Annotated in this window: 19 protein-coding genes; 9 read left to right on the top strand and 10 right to left on the bottom strand. The window is 58.7% G+C overall.

Translation table 11 applies throughout. The features are described 5' to 3' along the window. Positions 1–9: 9 nt before the first annotated feature. Positions 10–486, bottom strand: a complete 477-nt coding sequence (gene ispF, locus OU26_RS03100) for a 2-C-methyl-D-erythritol 2,4-cyclodiphosphate synthase (RefSeq protein WP_026645812.1) — start codon at positions 484–486, stop codon at positions 10–12. Between the two features lie 8 nt (positions 487–494). Next, a complete protein-coding gene (locus OU26_RS03095; protein WP_026645811.1) occupies positions 495–1091 on the bottom strand; it encodes a CarD family transcriptional regulator in 597 nt (198 codons plus the stop codon). Between the two features lie 136 nt (positions 1092–1227). Here OU26_RS03095 and glgB point away from each other — a divergent pair, with 136 nt between their 5' ends. Genes glgB through OU26_RS03080 form a run of 3 tightly spaced genes read left to right on the top strand, consistent with a single transcriptional unit; the run spans position 1228 to position 5328 of the window. Further along, positions 1228–3483 (top strand): 1,4-alpha-glucan branching protein GlgB, encoded by a 2256-nt coding sequence (gene glgB, locus OU26_RS03090; RefSeq protein WP_026645810.1) that lies wholly within the window; start codon positions 1228–1230, stop codon positions 3481–3483. Positions 3484–3500: 17 nt separating this feature from the next. Further along, positions 3501–4232, top strand: coding sequence for a response regulator transcription factor (locus OU26_RS03085; protein WP_026645809.1), 732 nt, complete (start codon positions 3501–3503; stop codon positions 4230–4232). A 19-nt stretch (positions 4233–4251) separates the two neighbouring features. Then, positions 4252–5328 (top strand): sensor histidine kinase, encoded by a 1077-nt coding sequence (locus tag OU26_RS03080; protein ID WP_026645808.1) that lies wholly within the window; start codon positions 4252–4254, stop codon positions 5326–5328. On the opposite strand, the gene OU26_RS10450 is transcribed toward OU26_RS03080, so the two are convergent. After that, a complete protein-coding gene (locus OU26_RS10450) occupies positions 5307–5609 on the bottom strand; it encodes a ComF family protein (protein ID WP_241435487.1) in 303 nt (100 codons plus the stop codon). The two genes, OU26_RS03080 and OU26_RS10450, sit on opposite strands and share 22 nt — an antisense overlap. Positions 5610–6052: 443 nt before the next feature. Continuing rightward, positions 6053–6859 carry an HAD-IIB family hydrolase gene (locus OU26_RS03070; protein ID WP_026645806.1) on the bottom strand — a complete coding sequence of 269 codons (807 nt, stop codon included), beginning with the start codon at positions 6857–6859 and terminating at the stop codon, positions 6053–6055. A gap of 80 nt (positions 6860–6939) precedes the next feature. On the opposite strand from OU26_RS03070, the gene OU26_RS03065 reads away from it, so the two are divergent. Next, positions 6940–7368, top strand: coding sequence for a metallopeptidase family protein (locus OU26_RS03065; protein ID WP_026645805.1), 429 nt, complete (start codon positions 6940–6942; stop codon positions 7366–7368). Positions 7369–7371: 3 nt separating this feature from the next. Here the strand turns inward: OU26_RS03065 and OU26_RS03060 are convergent, their stop codons facing one another. Genes OU26_RS03060 through OU26_RS03050 form a run of 3 tightly spaced genes read right to left on the bottom strand, consistent with a single transcriptional unit; the run spans position 7372 to position 12338 of the window. After that, entirely contained in the window at positions 7372–8904 is a 1533-nt protein-coding gene (locus tag OU26_RS03060; RefSeq protein ID WP_026645804.1) for a DUF5719 family protein, read from the bottom strand. Then, on the bottom strand, positions 8901–12005 hold the full coding sequence (locus tag OU26_RS03055) for a glycosyltransferase family 2 protein (protein WP_026645803.1): 3105 nt from the start codon (positions 12003–12005) through the stop codon (positions 8901–8903). The genes OU26_RS03060 and OU26_RS03055 overlap by 4 nt, the downstream gene beginning before the upstream one ends. Before the next feature lie 33 nt (positions 12006–12038). Beyond that, on the bottom strand, positions 12039–12338 hold the full coding sequence (locus OU26_RS03050) for a WhiB family transcriptional regulator (RefSeq protein WP_026645802.1): 300 nt from the start codon (positions 12336–12338) through the stop codon (positions 12039–12041). A 316-nt stretch (positions 12339–12654) separates the two neighbouring features. Between OU26_RS03050 and OU26_RS03045 the strand changes: the two genes are divergently transcribed. From OU26_RS03045 to OU26_RS03030, 4 genes are all read left to right on the top strand, one after another. Beyond that, positions 12655–14007, top strand: a complete 1353-nt coding sequence (locus tag OU26_RS03045; protein ID WP_193345880.1) for an LCP family protein — start codon at positions 12655–12657, stop codon at positions 14005–14007. 69 nt (positions 14008–14076) lie between these two features. Then, a complete protein-coding gene (locus OU26_RS03040; protein WP_193345877.1) occupies positions 14077–15465 on the top strand; it encodes an LCP family protein in 1389 nt (462 codons plus the stop codon). A gap of 93 nt (positions 15466–15558) precedes the next feature. Beyond that, a complete protein-coding gene (locus tag OU26_RS03035; RefSeq protein ID WP_033498880.1) occupies positions 15559–17319 on the top strand; it encodes an FtsK/SpoIIIE domain-containing protein in 1761 nt (586 codons plus the stop codon). Positions 17320–17422: 103 nt separating this feature from the next. Then, on the top strand, positions 17423–17701 hold the full coding sequence (locus OU26_RS03030) for a WhiB family transcriptional regulator (protein WP_003809589.1): 279 nt from the start codon (positions 17423–17425) through the stop codon (positions 17699–17701). Positions 17702–17790: 89 nt separating this feature from the next. Here OU26_RS03030 and OU26_RS03025 read toward each other — a convergent pair whose 3' ends face one another. Next, complete coding sequence (locus OU26_RS03025) at positions 17791–19278, bottom strand: sensor histidine kinase (protein WP_026645798.1); 1488 nt, start codon at positions 19276–19278, stop codon at positions 17791–17793. 133 nt (positions 19279–19411) lie between these two features. On the opposite strand from OU26_RS03025, the gene trhA reads away from it, so the two are divergent. Next, on the top strand, positions 19412–20299 hold the full coding sequence (gene trhA / locus OU26_RS03020) for a PAQR family membrane homeostasis protein TrhA (protein WP_026645797.1): 888 nt from the start codon (positions 19412–19414) through the stop codon (positions 20297–20299). Positions 20300–20391: 92 nt separating this feature from the next. Here the strand turns inward: trhA and OU26_RS03015 are convergent, their stop codons facing one another. Both OU26_RS03015 and OU26_RS03010 read right to left on the bottom strand, forming a co-directional pair. Further along, a complete protein-coding gene (locus tag OU26_RS03015) occupies positions 20392–20871 on the bottom strand; it encodes a GreA/GreB family elongation factor (protein ID WP_026645796.1) in 480 nt (159 codons plus the stop codon). 38 nt (positions 20872–20909) lie between these two features. Continuing rightward, the gene (locus OU26_RS03010; protein WP_026645795.1) at positions 20910–21317 is read right to left on the bottom strand and encodes an FKBP-type peptidyl-prolyl cis-trans isomerase; all 408 of its coding nucleotides are present in this window, start codon (positions 21315–21317) and stop codon (positions 20910–20912) included. Positions 21318–21352 lie beyond the last annotated feature (35 nt).

Raw genomic sequence — 21352 nt, 5'->3', positions numbered from 1 at the left:
GATGAGGAATTAGATAATCGGTTCCACAAGCGCGTTGGCGATGGCCGCTATGCCCTGACCGTCGCCGGTGAATCCCATGCCGTCCGTGGTGGTGGCGGTCAGGGAGACGTCGCAACCGACCGCCCGGCTCAATGCCTGCCGGGCCTCCTCACGGCGTCTGCCGATTTTCGGGCGGTTCGCTATGACGACCACGCTGGCGCTTACCGGCCGCATACCATGATCATGCAGATGATCGACCGTCTTTCGAAGCATCTCGTCCCCATGGGCACCCGCGCCGGCCGAATCGGCCCCAACACCGAACAGCATGCCGATATCACCCAACGAAGCCGCGGAAAGCAACGCGTCGATCAGCGCGTGAGCCGCCACATCGCCGTCCGAATCGCCTTCGATGCCATCGCCGTCCCAAAGCAAACAGGCAAGCCAAAGAGGCTTGCCTGCGTCATGGGATGCGAACCGATGGGCGTCAAATCCCTGACCGATGCGCATGAGTGTCCCTACTTCTTTTTGGACTTCTTGTTTTCCGCCTCAACACGCGCCAAGGTGTCCATGGCCGCCTCCTTCGGAGCCTCGGTGTGATGCTGCTCATCACCCGGCCGCGGCGGCTCGTACCCAAGATTCACATCAAGCAGACGCTGAGCCTCGGATTCATCAAGATGTTCGGACAGCGCGATCTCCGAGGTCAGAATACTGCGGGCCTTGGTCAACATGCGCTTCTCGCCCGCGGACAATCCGTGCTCGTCGACATCACGCTGGGAAAGATCACGCACCACCTCGGCGATCTTATTGACGTCGCCCGTGGCGATCTTCTCCACGTTCAGCTTGTACCGGCGCGACCAGTTCATCTCCTTCTCGATGATCGGAGTGCGCAGGATCTCGAAGACCTTCGCCACCTCCTTGGCGCCGACGATATCCCGGACACCGACCTTCTTGGCGTTGTCCACCGGCACATTGATGACCAGCCCATCGGATGAAAGCACCGACAGTTGCAGATACTCACGGGTCACGCCCTTGACTGTCCGCTCGGTAATGGCCTCCACCTTCGCAGCGCCATGACGTGGATAGACGACCATGTCGCCGACCTTATAACCCATGAATCCTCCGTGAAATGCTTACACAAAACCCGAATTATTGTGCCATCAGGTCTGGACTTGCCCAAAAATCGCCGGAATTTCAAAAAAAACCGCGACACGAGCCATTTTTCAAGCGTTTCATGCTTACACTTTTTCCATGGCTACAGAATCCAAGATCAAAGAAGATAGCGTTGCCGTTCCTGTTGCACAGGGCGACCTGGATGCGGTGAGCAACGGTACGTTCTACAATCCGCACGAGGTGCTTGGCGGGCATCTCGGCGCGGACGGGCACGAAGATGTCGTCACGATCCGAGTGCTACGTCCATTGGCAAAAACCGTGACGATCATCACCGAGAAAGGACAGACTCAGGCGGTACATGAATTCAACGGCGTTTTCATGGCACTTGTCCCGGCCATCGCCACCGACGATGGTTTCGGCGTCCCTGATTATCGTGTGAAGGCAGAATACGAGGATGGCCCCGTCGTGGTGTCCGACGATCCATATCGATACCTGCCCACCATCGGGGATCTGGACATGTATCTCTTCGGAGAGGGACGACACGAGCGTCTCTGGGAGGCGCTGGGCGCGCGCGTGATGCGTTATGACGATCCCCTTGGCTCCAACGACGCGACCAAGGGAGAGCAACTGGTCGGCACCGCATTCACAGTATGGGCTCCGAACGCCCATGCAGTTCGCGTGGTCGGCGACTTCAACGGATGGAACGGACGCACCCATGCCATGAGGGAGCTCGGCTCCTCCGGAGTCTGGGAGCTGTTCGTGCCAGGCGTCGAGGCCGGGACCATCTACAAATACGAAATCCTCAACGCCAACAACGAATGGGTCATGAAGGCCGATCCGATGGAACGCTCGCACGAGATTCCGCCGCATACCGGCTCCATCGTCGTGGAATCCACCCACACATGGCGCGACAAGGCGTGGATGGACAAGCGCGCCGCCACCAATCCGCACAACGGACCGGTCAGCATCTACGAGGTGCATGCCTCCAGCTGGCGCAAAGACGTGAGCAACTACCGCGAGCTCGCCGACAAGTTGGTTCCCTACATCCAGAAGCAAGGCTTCACCCATGTGGAATTCATGCCGCTGGCCGAGCACCCCTTCTCTGGCTCGTGGGGATATCAGGTGACCGGCTATTACGCGATTGATTCCAGACTCGGCGGCCCCGACGATTTCAAGTATCTGGTAGAGAAGATGCATGACGCCGGCATCGGCGTGATCATGGACTGGGTTCCCGCGCACTTCCCGAAGGATGCGTTCGCCCTCGGCAGATTCGATGGCACCCCGTTGTACGAGGATCCCGACCCGACCCGCGGCGAGCATCCTGATTGGGGCACCTACGTGTTCAACTTCGGACGCCGCGAAGTACGCAACTTCCTGGTCGCCAATGCCTGCTTCTGGCTGGATGAATATCATATCGATGCTTTGCGTGTGGATGCGGTGTCTTCCATGCTCTACCTCGATTACAGCCGCAAGCCGGGCCAGTGGCATCCGAACATCTATGGCGGACGTGAGAACCTCGAAGCCATCGACTTCCTCAAAGAGGCCACGGCTACCGCATACAAGAACAATCCGGGCATCATGATGATCGCCGAAGAATCCACCGCGTACCCCGGTGTCACCGCGCCGACCGACGCGGGTGGCCTTGGCTTCGGACTCAAGTGGAACATGGGTTGGATGCACGACACCTTGGAATACCTGCATGAGGAGCCGATCAACCGCAAGTGGCATCACAACGAGATCACCTTCTCCATGGTGTACGCCTATTCCGAGCATTACGTGCTGCCGATCAGCCACGACGAGGTCGTGTACGGCAAGGGATCGTTGTTCGGCAAGATGCCAGGCGATGATTGGCAGCGTTACGCCGGAGTACGCGCACTGTTCGCCTACCAATGGGCTCACCCTGGCAAAAAGCTCTCCTTCATGGGCAATGAGGTGGCGCAGTACGGCGAATGGGACCACGACGGTTCGATCGATTGGGACGCGCTCAACTGGCCAGACCATCGTGGCGTGCAGAGGCTCGTTGCCGATTTGAACGCATTGTACAAGGCGTCCCCCGCATTGTGGAGTCAGGATTTCGACCCCGCGGGCTTCCAGTGGCTCACCAGCGATGACGCCGATCACAACACGCTCAGCTTCGTGCGTATCGGCAAGGATGGGGAGCAGATGGTCGTCGTCGTAAACTTCTCCGGCGAGGCATGGGAGGACTATCAGGTTCCGCTCACCAAGGGCGGTCGATGGACCGAAGTGCTGACCACCGACGACAAGAAGTACGGTGGATCCGACATCCACAATGGCACTTTCGAGGCGGTCGAAGGGGAATACCATTCCCGTGACTGGTCTGCGAAAATCACCATCCCGGCATTGGGCGCAGTATTCTTGAAGCCAGAACACTGAGAAAGGCGGAATACTTCATGCTCAACTCATCAGCACAGTCCACAGCGACGGAACCGCATACCGTTCTGGTGGTCGAAGACGAACCGACGCTGGCCACGGCCATCGCGCAGCGCATCACGGCGGAAGGCTGGACCGCGCGCGTGGCCTCCGACGGCGCGAGCGCGGTGCAGGCCGCGTCCACTCTTCGTCCGGACCTGGTCATCATGGACATCATGCTGCCCGTGATGGACGGTCTTGAGGCCACTAAGCGCATCGTGGCGGAACGTCCTGTGCCTGTGCTGATTCTCACGGCACGAGATGACGAGGCCGACAAGGTCATCGGTCTTGGAGCCGGAGCCGATGACTATATGACCAAACCGTTCTCCATGCGCGAACTCATCGCCCGCTGCAAGGCTTTGCTCCGTCGTGTGGATCGCGCCAAGATCATCGCCAAGAACTCCGAAAACGAGAAGCTGCTCAATTTCGGCTCGTTAGTGATCGATCCGGCCCAACGCATCGTCACCGTAGACGGCAAGCAGGTTCATCTGACCCCGACGGAATTCGACCTGCTCGCCACACTGGCCCGCAAGCCGAAGTCCGTGCTCACCCGCGAGAAGCTGCTCGAAGAGGTATGGGACTGGGTGGACGCCTCCGGCACCCGCACCGTGGACTCGCATGTCAAGGCGCTACGACATAAGCTGGGTTCGAAGACCATCCGGACCGTGCATGGCGTCGGATACGCGTTCGAACCGCCGGAGCCGCAGAAGTGATGCGCTAGTATTTGGTGGTATGCATACTACCGATTCGAAACCAGGGCGTTCGGTCAATGCTTTGGATACCGAACGCCCTATTGGTTCGTTTTCATCGCTCAAGGTCGAATTGTGCGTGCTGATCACCATCTCCACCCTCATCGCCTTCATCATGGCTTGGTTTCTGCTCAAAGTGGAGCTGAGCATCTGGATTGCCATGCCGATCACCCTTGCAGTGGCATTGAGCATCACCTATTTCTTCTCCAGAGGACTGACCTCTCCCCTGCGTGAAATGAGGGATGCGGCCGAGGCCATGGCGGACGGCGACTACACCGTACGCGTGCATGTCGATGAGAACAACCGCGACGAAGTCGGTCAGTTGGCCATGTCCTTCAACGAGATGGCCGAAGAACTCCAGCATGCCGACCAGATGCGCCGGGATATGGTGGCCAATGTAAGCCACGAGCTGCGCACACCGGTCTCTGCATTGCAGGCCATGGTGGAGAACATGGCCGACGGCGTGGTGGAACCGACCCCGTCGAATTTGGAAAGCATTCTCAACCAGACACACCGTCTCTCGGATCTCATCGCCTTCCTGCTTGACCTGTCCCGTATGGAAGCCGGCGCGGCAAGTCTGAGAATCGATAAATTCAATTTCGCGGATTTCATCGACGAAACCGTGGAACCGTTGGAAATCGCCGATGCCGGCCACGCCCACAATATCGAAGTCCGTGTACCCGACGACATCGAAATGGAGGGCGATCAGGACAGATTACGCCAGCTGTTCACCAATATCATCGCCAACGCGCTCAAACATTCCGCGGACAACACCTCGGTGCTCATCGAGGCACATGAGGACAGGGGCTACTGCACGATCGTGACGAACGTCGTCAACTTCGGTTCCCAGATTCCCCAAGAGGCGCGTTCCGATATCTTCCGTCGATTCGTCAAAGGCAAAACCGGCCCGGGTACCGAGTCGGGAGGCACCGGACTGGGACTGTCAATCGCCCGTTGGGCCGCGCAATTGCATGGTGGAACGGTACGCGTCGTAGATGATCCGCGTGGTGCGGATTTTGAGATAACACTGCCGAAATATCATATTTCCGACGAAAAGTGACGCCCTGCTTTCGTTGGCTTGCCCGCAGGCGTGTGAGCCAACGAAAGCACCGTGACGACTTCAGCGCCTTGTGAGGACAGGACATCGACGCAGCGGCGCATGGTGGTGCCGGAGGTGACGATGTCATCCACCAGAATCACCGCCTTATTCTTCAGGAGGATCTTTCCGCGGGTTGTGATGCGACCTTTCAGACGTTGTGAGCGCTGCACCGTTCCTCCGGTCTCAACGGATCTTCCCGCTGTGCCCCTATTCTCCAAAGCCTCACACGCCCGCACATGCATTCCGGTACGGGCGCATAGGTACGATGCGAGTCCCGTCGCCAAAGGCATCATATGGCGTCGTCCACGCTGTCGCATGGACGCAAGCGATGAGGGAGCGGGCACGATCAGTACCTGCTCGCGAGACACATTACCCAGATGATCCGGCAATCCAGCCTGCTCAGCAAGCGAACAAAGCACTTCGGAAAACGGTCGATCGCATTCCTCATCCCCATGGTCCTTCCATGAAAGAATCGCCTGCCTGACCGCACCGCGATACCATCCGCACGCGAACCAACGCCCCATCTCGGCAGTACCGAGCGTCTGTGCGAGACAACCATTGAACAACGCATGGCATTCAGGGCACAGTACCGCATCCGGTCTATCGCATCCCACGCAGCCACGGGGGAACAACATATTCGCCACATGCGCGAACGCACGCGCCACCGGCTCCATAGCTGTCCTCCTCACCGGGATAGACAGGCGACGATTTCATCGCATAGTCTCACGGTATCCGCGGGGCCAGTCACCTTGACCGCTCTGGTGCCCGCCATGGCAGCCGGATAATCATTGCCTCCTGGTTCCATTCGATCGCCGATGAAGACGATTCGGCCGACTTCCATCCCGAGGATGTCGGCGAGTTCGCGGACGGCGAAGGATTTATCAACGCCACGCTGGGAGATGTCGACACTGCTGGCTCCACCAGGTCTGACCTCCAATTCCGGCAGTTCGGCCGCAACCGCACGAGCCAGTCTGCGTTTTTTCTCATCCGTGGGGTCCCATGCCTCCTTGGCCTCAATCGGCGCGGACTGTCCCAGAGCGGAGAAGGTGATCTGACTGCCCCTGTCCTCGATGCGTTCGCCCCACGCATAATCGCTCCAGATGCCCTGTTCGCGGGCGTTGCGCTCCAACGATTCCTTGGCTTTGGCACGCTCCTCATCGCTCAGATCATGCGCGAATACCAACGTCCACCGCCGACCATCCCAACGATAGTAGCGGGTTCCGCTGGTAGGCATGAGATGAAGTTTCGAACGATTGGCCTGACCGGTCAGCCTGTCCACGACCTGGCTTTGCAGCAACGCGTATTTTCCACCGGTTATCACCGCGACATCGATCAGCGAGGTCAAAATGGAAAAGATGTTGGCCATATCGTCCTTCATTGGCTTTTTGGAACGCGCCAACGTGCTGTCCAAATCGAAGGCGATCAGCTCCGCTTCCTCGCAAAGCTCTTCGACGTCCACGGCATCCCAGCAAGGTACGGAAACATCCGCCATGATTGTCCTTCCTTTCGTTGAGCCAATGCCTACCATGGTATCGCATGTTCTCCGTGCAAACCCCTGATATGGTAGGAAACATGCATCAAATGCCTTGGGAAGCTCCGATATACCGCAATCGTCATGGCCGCGGCATGCGCACACCCATGTTCGGCACCAGATTGCCGCAATACCGCACCCGAAGCGGCATGTTCGACGATATGCTGGTGGCGCAGATACGCAGACTCAACGAAGCCTGGCCGGAACTCGTCGGCCCCGTCCAATTCGCGGTGGAAGACGTTCCTCCATCGGATCCCGCTCCCTGGGAAGCCGTTCCGCATCTCGGATCGCAGTCCTTTCCGGCCGGGCATGGGATTCCTCCGCGCATCGTGCTGTATCGTATGCCCTTGCAATCGCATGCGCGCAGCCGTATGGATCTGCAATTCTCGATTCGCGATGAGGTGGTTTCGCGTCTAGCGGAACTCTATGGGCGTCGCCCGGAGGAGATCGATCCCGACTGGGGTCTGTGACCGTCAGCGAACGACGGTCATGTCCTGATTGGCCCAGACCTGTTCCCTGGCCTCCTTCAAATCGGCGGCACCGATGACGGAAAGCCCAGCGAGTTTCGCGTCGGAAACATCCTGCTGCCCGATGCGAAGGTTCCAGACCATGCTGGCCGAGGAATCCTTAAGCCTGATGGCCGCGACGTCACCATCGTTGATGTCGTCCACATCCACCGACATCGAAGCGGATGGCCCCAAGGTTATCTGGCGCTTGTCCACCAGACTGCCATCCGCGTCATATGAGGTCATCGTCGCGGTACACTCCTCTTTCGAGATGTTGAGCAGGCCAATCTGCGCGGTGGACCTGTCCGGAACCGCGATGGCGGAGATCTTCGCCGGCACCGACGCATTGGCCAAAGCGAAGTCGGACTGTCCGTCAGTACCGTCCTGCACAACCTTCGCAGCGGCCGAAATCGGCTTGGAAGCACTGATAATGACACCCGTCGCATTCTTGGGAACATCGCCCAATTCGATGCTGGAAGCCCGATCCGCCTCCAAGGTCTGCTGATTGACCGGATCCACCCCCTTGGCATCCACCCAAGATACGGTGACATCGGTTCTATGAGCGGCATACAGATACAGGGTCATATTGTCGCCATAGGAAAGCCCGTCCAAAGCCAGGACCTTGGAGGAGACATTGTTGGGAACGATGTAATCCGATCCTTTCGAAACCAAACCATCCATGGCAACGGAGCGCACTATCGCGGCGACCGGAGTATCGACACCGGAAACGGTGACATACAGCGCCTCCTGTCCGGAAGCGGCCGCGGCAAGATTCAGTACCGATTCCTCGCCGGCACCAACCGTCATCGTCGATCCTGTGGAAAGCGCCAGCGAACCGCTCTTGTCTGCACCCCAGACCTTAACGTTGACCGATGCGGCTTTGGCCGATGGATTGGCCACGACCAGCTGCTGGGTCATACCGGTCTTCGTCCCCGGCACCAGGAAGGTCTGCTTAAGCGTCGGAGCTACACAGGATGCTGCCGATACGCCTTTAAGATCCCCATCGGTGGCCCATGACATCACGGACGAAGCGGCGCCGGTGCCATCGGAAGCCGTCAGCAGGCGCGTATCCTGCAGCTGCGCGCCATCATCGACGTTGCCGGAGGCCACGAACACGTCTTCGGAGGAATCCACGCTTTTCTTGTCGAGCGTCAACGAGGAGGACATCGAATCAGAGCCCAACGATGCGACCGACGAATGGAACACGGAACCGAACGCGGAATACCGCGCGGAAGATGCGATATCGCCGTTGGAGGCCTGATACTCGCTGTCGCCGTAGGAGCCGGTGTCGGCGATGGTCATGCGCGACGGACAATACGTCTGCAGTTGTCTTGGACTGACGGAGCGTCCGATGGAGGAACGATCCACCGAAGGGGAATCGGCACGCAGCCATGACGGTCGATAGACAAGGGACGCTGCGATCAGAACGATGATGGCCAGCACCGAAACAACGGCAAGAACAACGCGCAGGGGCTTATTGGGACGGGAATGTCTGCTCATGCTTCCTCCTGACCATGACGACGAATCCGTGGAAGCGCCACCAGGCAATACGCCACAAGGACAAAGCCCATGCACCACAGCCATGCGCGACGCCATGGGCTCGCGTCGGCCTTATCGAATCCACTGCGGTCGATATGCTGCTTGGACAAATCCTGAATCACCAGACGATAATAGGTTCCGTTATCGGAACTGACGACGTTCTGCGTCCCGTCCGAGGCTCCGATGTTCGAACTCAACTGGCTCGATGCCTCCCGTTGCGCCTTGCTGCCGTTCTGCTTGACGACATAGATGCCGCCAAATCCAAGCTTGCCCAATTCCGCGATGGCATCGGAATCCGCATTCGCCAGAAGCTGGGCGCAATCCTGCGCTATGGTTCTGCTATCACCATCTAAACGGCCGGCAACCACTTCGACACGCTGTGCGGGAGAACTGTCTATCAGGTCGCCTCGGCCGGTGCGCATGACATTGTAACTGACCGATCCGGCGCTGTCGGCACGCAAGGCGAGCACACGACGCGCGTCGTCCTGATCAAGGAAATCGGTCGATACCATCGGCAGACCGGAATCACTGGCCCGCACCTGTCCATGATCATGCTCGGTATAGTCGAATACTGCGCATGCCACAACGGAGACAGCCAGCAGACAGACCAGCACAATACGCCCCGCACGTGCGGCGGCTGGCATCAGCTTTGTGGCGCGTCCTTCGATTTCAACGGCATTGGAGTTTTCTTTCTGACGCAGCATGACGAATCGCTGTACCGCGCCGCCCGCCACCATGCAGATGCAGGCAAGCAGTCCCAGCATCGCATACGCGGTTCCGGGCAGCATGGAACCTGCAACCGGTCCATTCACATCCACGGCTACCGCGACAGCCGCGGAAAGCATGGCCGTCGCGAATCCCGTGACGATGGCAATCCACATCATACGAGAGGCGCGCAATACGAAAGGCAGCACCAGCGACACCGCAGCAAGCACCACGATCATTCCCAGAATGGCCACGATCGCATATTCCCACCACTCATGTCCGGCGCCGATGCCAAGCACCCGGGACAACAGGTCGGACAGATTCGCAATGACCGGGTTGCCATCACGGCGGACGGAAGGCAGCATGACACTGCCGAAAAGCTGACGCCACGTGCCGTCTTTGGCGAAACGGGCCACATTGACCAGCGTCGGCGCGCAGACGAACGCGGAGGGAAGGGGAATCAGCAACAGCGTGGGCTTATGGGCCCGGACAAGAAACAGGAACGTCAGGAAGGTCAACAACAAAGGCAGCAGCAGCTGCGGTTCGGCCGCGACCACCGGAATGAAGCACAATGCGGCAAGAGCCGCGGATTGCACCGATGCGCGCGGCTTTACCAGATCCTCCGTTCGGTACATGCCGACCGCGCGGAACGAGAACGCGAAGGCAGCAGGAAGGAACATCATGACCGTCAGCATAGCCACATCGGCCACGGCATAAACATCCATGGACAACGCCATCGCAAACCACAGCAGCGCCATCACGCAACGCACCGCGTCCGAACGGGTGAAGACGCCGGCCAAAGCCCAGAACGAAAGCACCATGATCGGCGCGGAGAGGAAAAATATCAGACCGACCGCCGTGGCGACATGTCCGCAGGAAAGCACTGAGAACGCCATCAGCACCAATAGCCATGGCGCGCTTGGGGCGCTGATGCCGGTACCGGAAGCATAAGCCCACGATGTGGTCGCGGCATGGGCCAGCTGGGTGAAATCCGCGTCCGTAGGCAACAACGACGGAGAATACATCGAGGCGCCGGAACATATGGCGCGGAAGACATCCCAGAACATCGCAACGATCCAGATGGCGGCGATCAAGGCCGAGCCGATCGCAAAACCCCCTCGACGTAGAAGACGCTTGCGTAGATGCGCCTTGCCAAGAGGACTGAGCAGAACAGTTCCCTGCTGATCGTGGAAAGCGCCGCGACGATCCCGCCATTCCCTGATCTGCTGACGGTTCGCGGCGAGCGTGGACAAAGCCTTGATCGTGACCTTGCTCTGTTCACGCAGCCGGGCACGCGCCCGCCATGCGCCGGGAAAACGCAGTATCGCGCGCCAGGGAATCGCCAGCTCGCAGCAAGCGTGATATGGCTGCTTGCGGGTCAGGCACAGCACCGCCAATCCCAACGATTGGATGATGGACCATAGCCAGAGCAATGGCCACCACGAACGGTGCATGTCGGTATACGCGTATTTGGCGTTAGCCTCACGTATGGCAAGATATGGATCGATACGTCCGTCCTCATCCTCCACAGGACGCCCGTTTCTGGAACGGATGCCTTCGAAGCGCGCCCTCCTATGGGCGATACGCGCCTGGGGAACTACTACGACACGCCCGCCACCAAGGCAGATGCGCCGGCACAGATCCTTGGACTCGGCGAATGTGCCGAACCACGGATCGGCCCCTCCGAACATGCGCAGGGTGGACAATGGCACCAACGCTCCGGACAGGGAAATCGCCAGCACATCCTGACGTCCATCGTACTGTTCCTGATCGGGCTCGCCGTCAACCACCAAGGAGACCACATCGTGGTGTCCCGCATACAGACCGACATTGTGAAGGTTCTCCGCCTGCCAATCCAACTGCTTGGAACCAAGCAGCGACGCGGTCGGGTTGTTTCTCCAAGCATCGAGGAGCGTTTCGAGACACCGGCCATCGGCCGGCCTGGAATCGTCATGAAGCGTCCATAGCGCACGGATGCCGGCATCCACATCGATCTGGTTCACCGCCTGCGTCACCGCATCCATGAAGGAGTCAGCATCCTGCACGCCGACCAGGATGACACGCACCGTCTTGGCCTCAGGAACCTCGGTAAGCACATCCTCCGATGAGTGGATGACGTCGAATGTCATCTGCATGGGCTGCTCGACCCGCCCTGCGCAATCGGCTATGACGATCATCGCGGGAAGCACGCGCTGGGCAAGCACCGCGCCGATAGTGACCCCAAGAAACCGTAGGTCATATTGTGCGGTGATCACCGCGGCCACGGACATATCGACGTCCTGTCGGTGCGTATACGGCCTGCTCTTGAGCAGATCCGCCACGATTGCCTGGATATCGCTGCTGGCGTTAGAATTCATGATTTCAAGTGTACGCATGGGACGTGCCGTGCGTTATGCCCGCTCCTTATGCTCTTTTTTGTACCGACGACGCTCACGCTCGCTCATGCCGCCCCAAATACCGAAGCGCTCATCATGATCAATCGCCCATTTCAGGCATTGCTCCCGCACCTCGCATTGGGCGCACACCCTCTTCGCATCTCTGGTGGAACCGCCTTTTTCAGGGAAAAACGCCTCGGGATCGGTCTGCGAGCATAACGCCTTATGCTGCCATGACACGTCATCGTCCCGCTTGAACAGACCCCACAGCTCCGCAAGCGGATTGTCGGAAGACTCATCGACCACGCCCCACATGAGCCCTCCCCATAACATTCACATTTTGTCCGCGCGTACTGCGCACTGGTTCAGGATACACACACCACACGTAAGTTTGTCAAATTCCAACGTGTCAATGGTCATATATCAGAAAAAATGTGATATATGAGGTGTCATTGACATGATCTGGAGCCATAGCAACGACAAAAATCAGTCATCACCTTTATAATAGGGTTTTTGGGTGGCGGCAGGTTCTCAATCGCTCCGCGTCATACATCTCGTCAATCAGGAAGGCAACACCGTGACAACATCCACAGCCGGCAACAAGCTTCCTAACATCAACGGCTTCCAGGACATGAAGCCACGGCATAGCCTCGGCTACACGGTACGGCACCGGGTCCGGACAGCAATCGCCCTGACGCTTGCGGCCATGCTGATGTTCGCCGGCACCGCCGCGGTCGCGACTTGGCTGGACGTCGATGGCATCATCAGAAACAATTCCGTCAACGTGATCGGACAGGGATCGTTGGATGCCGACACCTCCATCATTGACCCCAATTCCGGACAGCCGATCGAATTCGTGCTGATCGGACAGGATTCGCGCGACGGTGCGGAGAATCAAGCCATCGGAGGCAGTTTCGACGACGTCGTCGGCAACCATCAGGCCGACACCACCATGATCGCGCAGATCTCCTCCGATCGTAAGGAAATCAATCTGGTCTCTATTCCGCGCGATTCCCTCGTGGATGTGCCCCAATGCGAGACCTCGAAGGGCAAAATCCCCGCCCAATACAACGTCATGTTCAACTCCATATTCGCGGACGCATACCAAACCGGAGGCGACCTCGCCTCGGCGGCGAGCTGCACCCTGAATGCGGTGAACAGCCTTACCGGATTGAACATCCAGAACTTCATCGTCGTGGATTTCGCCGGATTGGTCAAAATGATCGATGCGGTCGGCGGTGTGGATCTGTGCATTCCGCAAAACGTCGATGACCCGTATACCGGACTCAAGCTCGACAAGGGAATGCACCATCTCGATGGCGTGGCCGCGACCCAGTACGCCCGCACGCGCCACGGCCTGGGAGACGGTTCCGACACGTCTCGAACCACCCGTCAGCAATACCTCATCAAGCAGCTGCTGAGCGAGGCGCTCAGCAAGAACCTGTTCACCGACACCGCGCAGCTGTACCAACTGGCGAAATCAGCGCTCAAATCGCTCAATATCTCCCAAGGCATGGCAGACACGGCCGCGCTGGCCGGACTCGCCATGAGCCTGAAGGATTTTTCGATGACCAATCTGCAGACTCAGACCGTTCCCGTGGTCCAAGCCCCCTCCGACCCGAACCGTTCCGTGTGGACAGATGAAGCCGATACGCTGTGGGAAAAGATGCGCGACGGCAAGCCGATCTTCGCGTCGGATGACTCCTCCTCCGACGCCGCCACTGATTCCACTGACTCCAACGACGATTCGAACGACGCAAATGGCGACCAGTCGGATGGAACTACGGATGACTCCTCCAACGAAGCCCCCGATCCAACCACCGGACTGATCACCAAGGCCGATGGCACGCTGGTCGATCCAAGCACCGGAGGAACCGTCGACCCGGAGGATGGCTCCATCCATGACGCGGTCACGGGGCAGTACATCGGCCTTGCCGACCGGTACCTCAATGCGACGGTATGTGCCGTTCCGGCAAAGAACTGACGCATAGTCACGCAATCACGTCCCTGCACGGCGCATATGTGTAGGGACGATTCTATTCTGGGAGGAACCATGAACGAAGACAACGGAACGAAGGAGCCTGCAGGCACGCCACCGAGCTTCATTCCGGCATCGGGACGCAGAAGGCAGACGGATTCCTCACTCATGAACTCGTCCCATAGGCAGGATGCCGTGGCAGGCCAGCCGGCGAGCTTTGCTCCAGCGGCACATCATAATCGCACCGCAACCGCGAAAACCACGAAGCGCACGGCTCGGACATCCCAAGCATCGGCACCACAGAGCTTCACGCCTGCCGCAGCGTCATCAGAAAGGACACGGCGCCGGGAACAATCACCCGCCTCATTCGCTCCGACGGCATCCTCCCGCAACACCTCGCAGGCGCAGCAGGTTCGAGGATCCTCCTCCACGTTCACCGCGGCGCAAGGAACGGCACCACGTTCGGGGGAACCATCCATTCCCGCGACGACATCGGCCGTCTCCACAAGAAAAGTCCACATCGGTCGCATCGTTCTCATCGTGTTCCTTGTGATCGCCCTCACGCTTGGGGTCGGAATCCTCGTCGCATGGAATTGGGTCGACGGGCAGCTCAACAAACAGGAATGGCTGACCTCCAAAACGGACACCGCCGGCGAAAGCTGGCTGATTCTCGGTTCCGATGAAAGAGAAGGCACCATAGGAGACGCCGGCGACGTAGAAGGCTTCCGAACCGACACGATCCTCGTGCTCACCAAACCGAAGAACGGACCGTCCTCGTTTATCTCCATCCCACGAGACTCGCTTGTGGAAATCGATGGAAGCTATATGAAGATCAATGCCGTGGCGCAGCTGTACAGCCGCAAACAGCTCGTCAACGAAGTGGAGGACATCACCGGCCAGAAAATCAACCATGTGGCGATGGTCCGATTCGGCGGTCTGGTCAAAGTCGTCGATGCTCTAGGAGGAATCGACCTATGCTATGACCAGACGGTCAACGACCCCTACTCGGGATTGAATTGGACTTCGGGATGCCATACCGTGGACGGCACCACAGCACTCGCGTTCTCCCGTATGCGCTACGCGGACGCACAAGGCGACTTCGGGCGCGCCGCCCGGCAACGGCAGGTCATCAACGCCATCGTCAAAAAAGGAGCGTCACGACAGACGCTGACAGACTTCGGCAAAACCAAGAAGGTCGCCACCGCCGCGCTGGATTCGGTGACGGTGGACGAAAAGGCATCGACCTCATCACTGTTGAGCATGGCCCTTGCCTTCAAAAGCGCCTCCGGCAAGAACGGCATCTCGGGAAGCGTGTATTGGACCGACCCCGATTATTACGTCGATGGCGTGGGATCGAGCGTTCTGCTGGACAACGAGCGGAACATCCAGCTTTTCTCCGAACTGGCGAACGGGACACACTCGCCTGGGACGGTGGGAACACTGTCTGAAAGCCAAGAGAACTGACGACACACCGGAGAATGTGGATAACCCACGTTCTCCGACCACAACCCACGTTTCGACTTGCGTCAGACAGTCGGAGGCGTCCAGTCTGGCACCATGAGCAACAAAAAACGTTCCCCATGCCTGAACGAACAGCGTCTCACGCTACTCAGTTGGAGCGCGCCGTTGCTGGCACAACTCATCATGCTGTCCATCATGTGCGCGCAACGCCAATGGATGTATGTGGCTATGTTGGCTCCGGGCATGCTCGGCAGCGCGCTCATGCTGGTTACGATGGCCATGCGCGCCAAGCATGCGGAGTCCTCCGACGGCAACGCGGAATTAAATGTCGGCAATGCGGCATGCCGTCAGGATCAGACACGTCCCGTTTTCGCATTCGATGACTTGACGCGCACAAGCTTCGAAGAGCTGTATGGGCTGCACACGGACATCCTCCCCTGGCGCTCCATCGTGCGCAATTGGCTGATTTCCTCGCCGGAAAGCGCCATCGGCGTATCTGAGCTTGGCGCGTTCCATGTCAATCTGGCCGCCTCGGGACCGCATGCCATAGTCGCGGGCACCACGGGATCAGGCAAATCGGAGCTGCTCATCAGCTGGTGCATGGCATTGGCAGTCCAGCACAGCCCCAAAACCCTCCATTTTGTTTTTCTCGATTTCAAAGGCGGCTCCACATTCAACGCTTTGGAACATCTGCCGCATACCGTGGGCAATGTCTGCGATCTCGACCTCGCGCACGCGGTACGCGCGTTGAACGCCATAGAGCAGGAATTGATACGGCGTGAAGCGTTGGTAGGAGCCGAACGCGTCGCACGCTTCGACCAGCTCGCTCATCCCCCCGCGCGGCTCGTGGTCGTCATCGACGAATTCCATGCATTGCGCGACCGTCTGCCCGATTACATGCAACGTCTGAATCGTCTTGCATCCCTTGGCCGATCACTCGGCATGCATCTCATCGTCTGCACGCAAAACCCCATGGGACAGGTCCATGCCGATATGAAAGCCAATATATCCTTGAGTATCTGTCTGCGCGTCACCGACCAGATACAATCGAACGAGCTTATCGGCACCAAAGACGCGGCGCTGATTCCAGCCACCTTTCCCGGTGCCGCATACTGCCATGACGGACAACGCACGACGCCATTCCTTTGCAGCGCGGTGCACGGCATCGATGAACTGGTCAAAGCCGTCAATACCGCCTCTGAGTTCAACGGAATAGACAATCCAAAGCCGCTTTTTTCCAATCCGCTTACCAAACGATCCTCCCTACGCGACCTCACAATCCCTGCGGACAACACATGGCAGCATGTCCCCTTCGCCCTAGGCGATGACGGAGTGCTCGTCTCCACCGCCTTCCTCGACGTGAGCCAGGGCAACATCGCCATAATCGGGGCATACGGCAGCGGCAAAACCAATCTGATGCTGCATTGCGCCAGCTGGCTGTACGACACAGGCCGATGCGGCATACGGTTCACGCGAAGGACCGATGCCGGACCGGTCACGGACGACGGCAGAACCTCACCCAGACACGAACGCATCATCTGGTTCGTGGATGATGCCGATGAACTGCTCGACCCCTTCAGCCAATCGGAACAGGCCGAAGAGCTCAAGCAAGCGCTAGCCGATCCCTCCATCACCGTGATCGCGGCAGCAGAACAACCACGAAACAACCTGCTCGAACGATGCCTCACACGTATAGTTTTCCCTAGTGGCGAACGATCCAATGATCTGATGCTGGGAATTCCCGGCTCCATTCTGGATGGTTTCGGAGTCGACGACTACGCCATTCCCGGGCGGGGAGCCTTCATCCAGCAGGCAAAGGCATATCCCGTGCAATGTGTGGAATTCACGGGCTTTTAGGAATTCCCTGAATTCTTTGGCCCAGACTCTTGAAAAATACTCCGATTCGTGGTTATCTAAGTAACGGATAACATGCCGATTAAGGCAAGAGGAAGGCGATTACATGAGCAGTGCTTTTGATTGGCGAGCCAAGGCCGCATGCCGGGACAAGGATCCGGAGCTGTTTTTCCCCGTCGGCAACACCGGCGCCGCCTATCAGCAAATCGAGGAGGCCAAAGCGGTTTGCCGCACCTGCAAGGTGATTGACGCATGCCTGAAATGCGCGCTGGACACCAATCAGGATTACGGCGTCTGGGGAGGCCTGAGCGAAGACGAGCGTCGCGCGCTCAAGCGTCGCGCAATGCGCGCCCGCCGTTCCCAGGCCATGCAGATGCAGGTCTGAGATTCGATTTTCAGAGCGTGCAAAGGCGGCTGGGTCTGTTCCCTCTAGGGAACAGACCCAGCCGCCTTTTCTCATATCCGTTCGAACCGTCAGCTATCCTGTGCAGCACGCAGCTTCATGTCGAGCACCACTCGAGTTCCTCCGCCGCGACGCAGCTCCCAATGCACCGTTCCACCGAAATCGTTGGTGACGAATGTGTTGATGATCTGGGTGCCAAGTCCCGAACCGGAGGAACGCGCCATACCGTCGTGTTCCTCGTCCGCCAGACCGGTTCCATCATCTTCTACCACGACATTGAGGTTGTTGCCGCCACGCCCGACGGAAATCGTGATATGGCCGTCCTTGCGTCCTTCAAAACCGTGTTCCACGGAATTGGTGATCAGCTCGGTAAGCACCAACGACAATGGCGTGGCATCCTGTGCCGGCATCATGCCGAACTTACCGATGAAGTCGATGCCGATATGCTGGTCCCGCATGGTGGCCAGATCGACGGCCATCTTCAGCAGGTTGGAAATGACCTTGTCATAGTCGACGATCTCATCGGCGGTCTGGCTCAACCCCTCATGCACCATCGCGATGGTCTGCACACGGCGCTGGGCCTCCTTGAGTTCCTTCTTGACCTCTTCGGATTTGGTCTTGCGTGCCTGCAGGCGCAGCAACGCTGACACCGCCTGCAGATTGTTCTTCACTCGATGGTGAATCTCGGAAATGGTGGCGTCCTTGGTCTGCAGTTCCTTTTCCCGGCGACGCAGCTCGGTGACGTCACGGCACAGCACGATGCCTCCCACACGTCCATTGGCATCCATCAACGGCAACGAACGCATGGAGACGGCGGACTTGTTGGCATCCAGCTCGGAATCCGCGGCGGCCTTTCCGCTGAGCACCAGCGGAAGGGTCTCCAGCACGGGATCATTCTCACGCAACAGACTGGTGCCGATCTCGCTCAGATACTCCCCCTGCATGGTGCTGACCGATCCCAGACGGCGGAAACAGCTGATGGCATTAGGGGAAGCGTACCGGACGATGCCGTCGACGGTGAGCACGATGAATCCATCCGACACACGCGCGTTGTGACGCTGGTTCATGATCGGATTGCGGTATGGGAACTGGCCTCTTGGAATCATCTCATACAGTTGCTTGCCCGCGCCAATGCTTTCGGATTCATATCGACCGTTCGATTCGCGGGTGGCCATGTTGGTCTCACGGACCACCAATCCCAGAGTCTTGCCATTATGCCGCACCGGAGCGTACACATTACACACTTTGGCCTTGCCTACGCTACGCAGCTGCGTCGAACGGAACACTGATTCGGAATCCATGGCCGCATCGAGTTCGGCGCGTATGGAATCTGGAGCGACGCTGCCGACCACGTCGTCGGACCTCAGGCTCATCACCGTGGACGGCCGGCACTGCTCGGCGATGATATATTCGCCATCGCCGTTCTGCAGAATCAGCAGCAGGTCAGCGAAGCTCAAATCGGCTATGACCTGCCAATCGGCCACTAGCTGGTGTAACCATTCGCGGTCGTCATCGCCTAAATCCGGTCGAGTCATCAGGATATGTGAGAAATCAGCCATGCACTCCATCATACGCACCAAACAGGAGGTTCGCACACCATATATCCACGTACAATATGGAATCGCCGATTGACATATCCGGCTATTACGATAACGTAGGTTACGGTTCCGTAACTTATCGTGGAGGCATGCGATGGCAAAACCCACAGACAAAGAGATAGAGGCCAAGCGCGCGGTCATCGCCGAGGCGCGCGAACAGGCCTTGCAGGCGAAGGCAGAGACCATCCGGGTGAAGGCCCATAACAAGGCAGACAACATCCGACGCAAGGCGGATGCGAAAGCCAAGCGCGCCATAGCCAAAGGCGAGGCACATGCGGCGAAGATCGAAGGCATCGTTCCCGCCGAGATCGAACGCAAGATCCGACTCGACGTACATGGCAGGCCGAAACCACTTCTGCGCGGCTGGATACACGCCGTAGCCACTCCCCTGGCCCTCGCCGCGGGAATCGTGCTGATCTGTCTGGCACATGGCACGGGACTCAAATGGGCATGCGCCGTGTTCATGACCTGCTCGCTGGTGCTGTTCGGCAACTCCGCCTGCTATCACTTGGGAGACTGGTCTCCCCGCGTCACCGACGTGCTGAGGCGCATCGACCATATGAACATCTTTCTGTTGATCGCGGGCACCTACACGCCCGTGTCCTTCGCGCTCACGCCGTTCTGGCGCAACTCCATCATCGCCGGCATGTGGACGTGCACCACCATAGCGCTCATCATCCATGTCATCTGGATCAGCGCGCCCCGTTGGCTTTACGTCCTCGTCTACATCATCTTCGGAGTGTCCGGAGTGGCATTCATGGGATTGTTCTGGATGTCCCCTTACGCGGGACCGGCCGTGGTGGTGCTGCTTTGCGCGGGTGGCGCATGCTATATCGCCGGCGCCATCGTATACGCCCTGCGCAAGCCGGATCCATGGCCGAAGGTGTTCGGATTCCATGAGATTTTCCACACCGGAACCGTGGCGGGATACGCCTGCCATATGGTAGCCATCTACATGGTGATCGTGCAACTGTGGGCATGATATCGACGGCATGGTCCGCCGAAATCACGAAGAGCCCGTTCCCATCGATATGAATGCGATGGGAACGGGCTCTTCCATCAACGACCGGAAGGTCAGGCGAGCGGCTTGGCTTCCTTGATGGTCACGGAAATCTCGCGTCCGTTCGGAGCGGTGTAGGTCACCGTATCGCCCGCATGGGCGCCGTTGATGGCAGCGCCAATCGGGGATTCCGGGCTGATGATGCTGTAATCTGTGGCGATGGCCAGATCGCGGGTGCCAAGCACGTACACCATTTCGCGGCCATTGACCTCGAGCGTCACCAGGGAACCGTCACCGACCTCGCCCGCCTTAGGCGCGGTCAGAATCTTCGCGTTACGCAGCTTGACGGTCAATTCGTCGATGCGCCCCTGGTTCACACGCTGTGCCTCACGGGCGGCCTGGTAGCCGCCATTTTCGCTCAAATCGCCTTCGGCACGCGCCGCGGAGACCTTGGACAGAATCTCGTCGCGGTACTCGCCCTCACGCCAGGCGAGCTCCTGCTTCATCTTGTCGTACGCTTCCTGCGTCAGCAGAATCGTCTTTTCTTCGGCCATGTTATCCTCCTTGACCTTGGAAGAATATTACCCGTCGTTCAGCGGGTGGAGATGATGTCGATCACGAACACCAGAGTGTCATCGCCGCCGATGCCGGCCTGCGGGACTCCGCGGGAGCCATAGCCGTATTCCGGCGGGATGGACACCACCAGACGCGAACCGACATTGTGTCCCGGAACGGTCTGATCCCAACCCTTGATGACTTGGCCGACGCCGATGCCGAACGTGGCAGGCTGGTGGCGATCAAAACTGGAGTCGAACGGGGTGTCCTTGCCCCAGACCACACCATGGTAGTTGACGGTGACGGTGTTCCCACGGCGGACCATCGGACCGTTGCCCTCAAGCAGCTCCACGACTTTCAGCCCCGCGGGGGCATTTTCGGTCGGGAATTCGAGGGTCGGGCGATCGCCGAATTCGGCATTGACAGTGGGCATTTCGGATGCCATGGTGAACCTCCTTGGAAAAACACAATGCCACCAAG

It is taken from the genome of Bifidobacterium ruminantium DSM 6489, from assembly GCF_000770925.1.
Classification (GTDB): domain Bacteria; phylum Actinomycetota; class Actinomycetes; order Actinomycetales; family Bifidobacteriaceae; genus Bifidobacterium; species Bifidobacterium ruminantium.
This window is presented reverse-complemented; position numbering and strand designations above follow the sequence as displayed.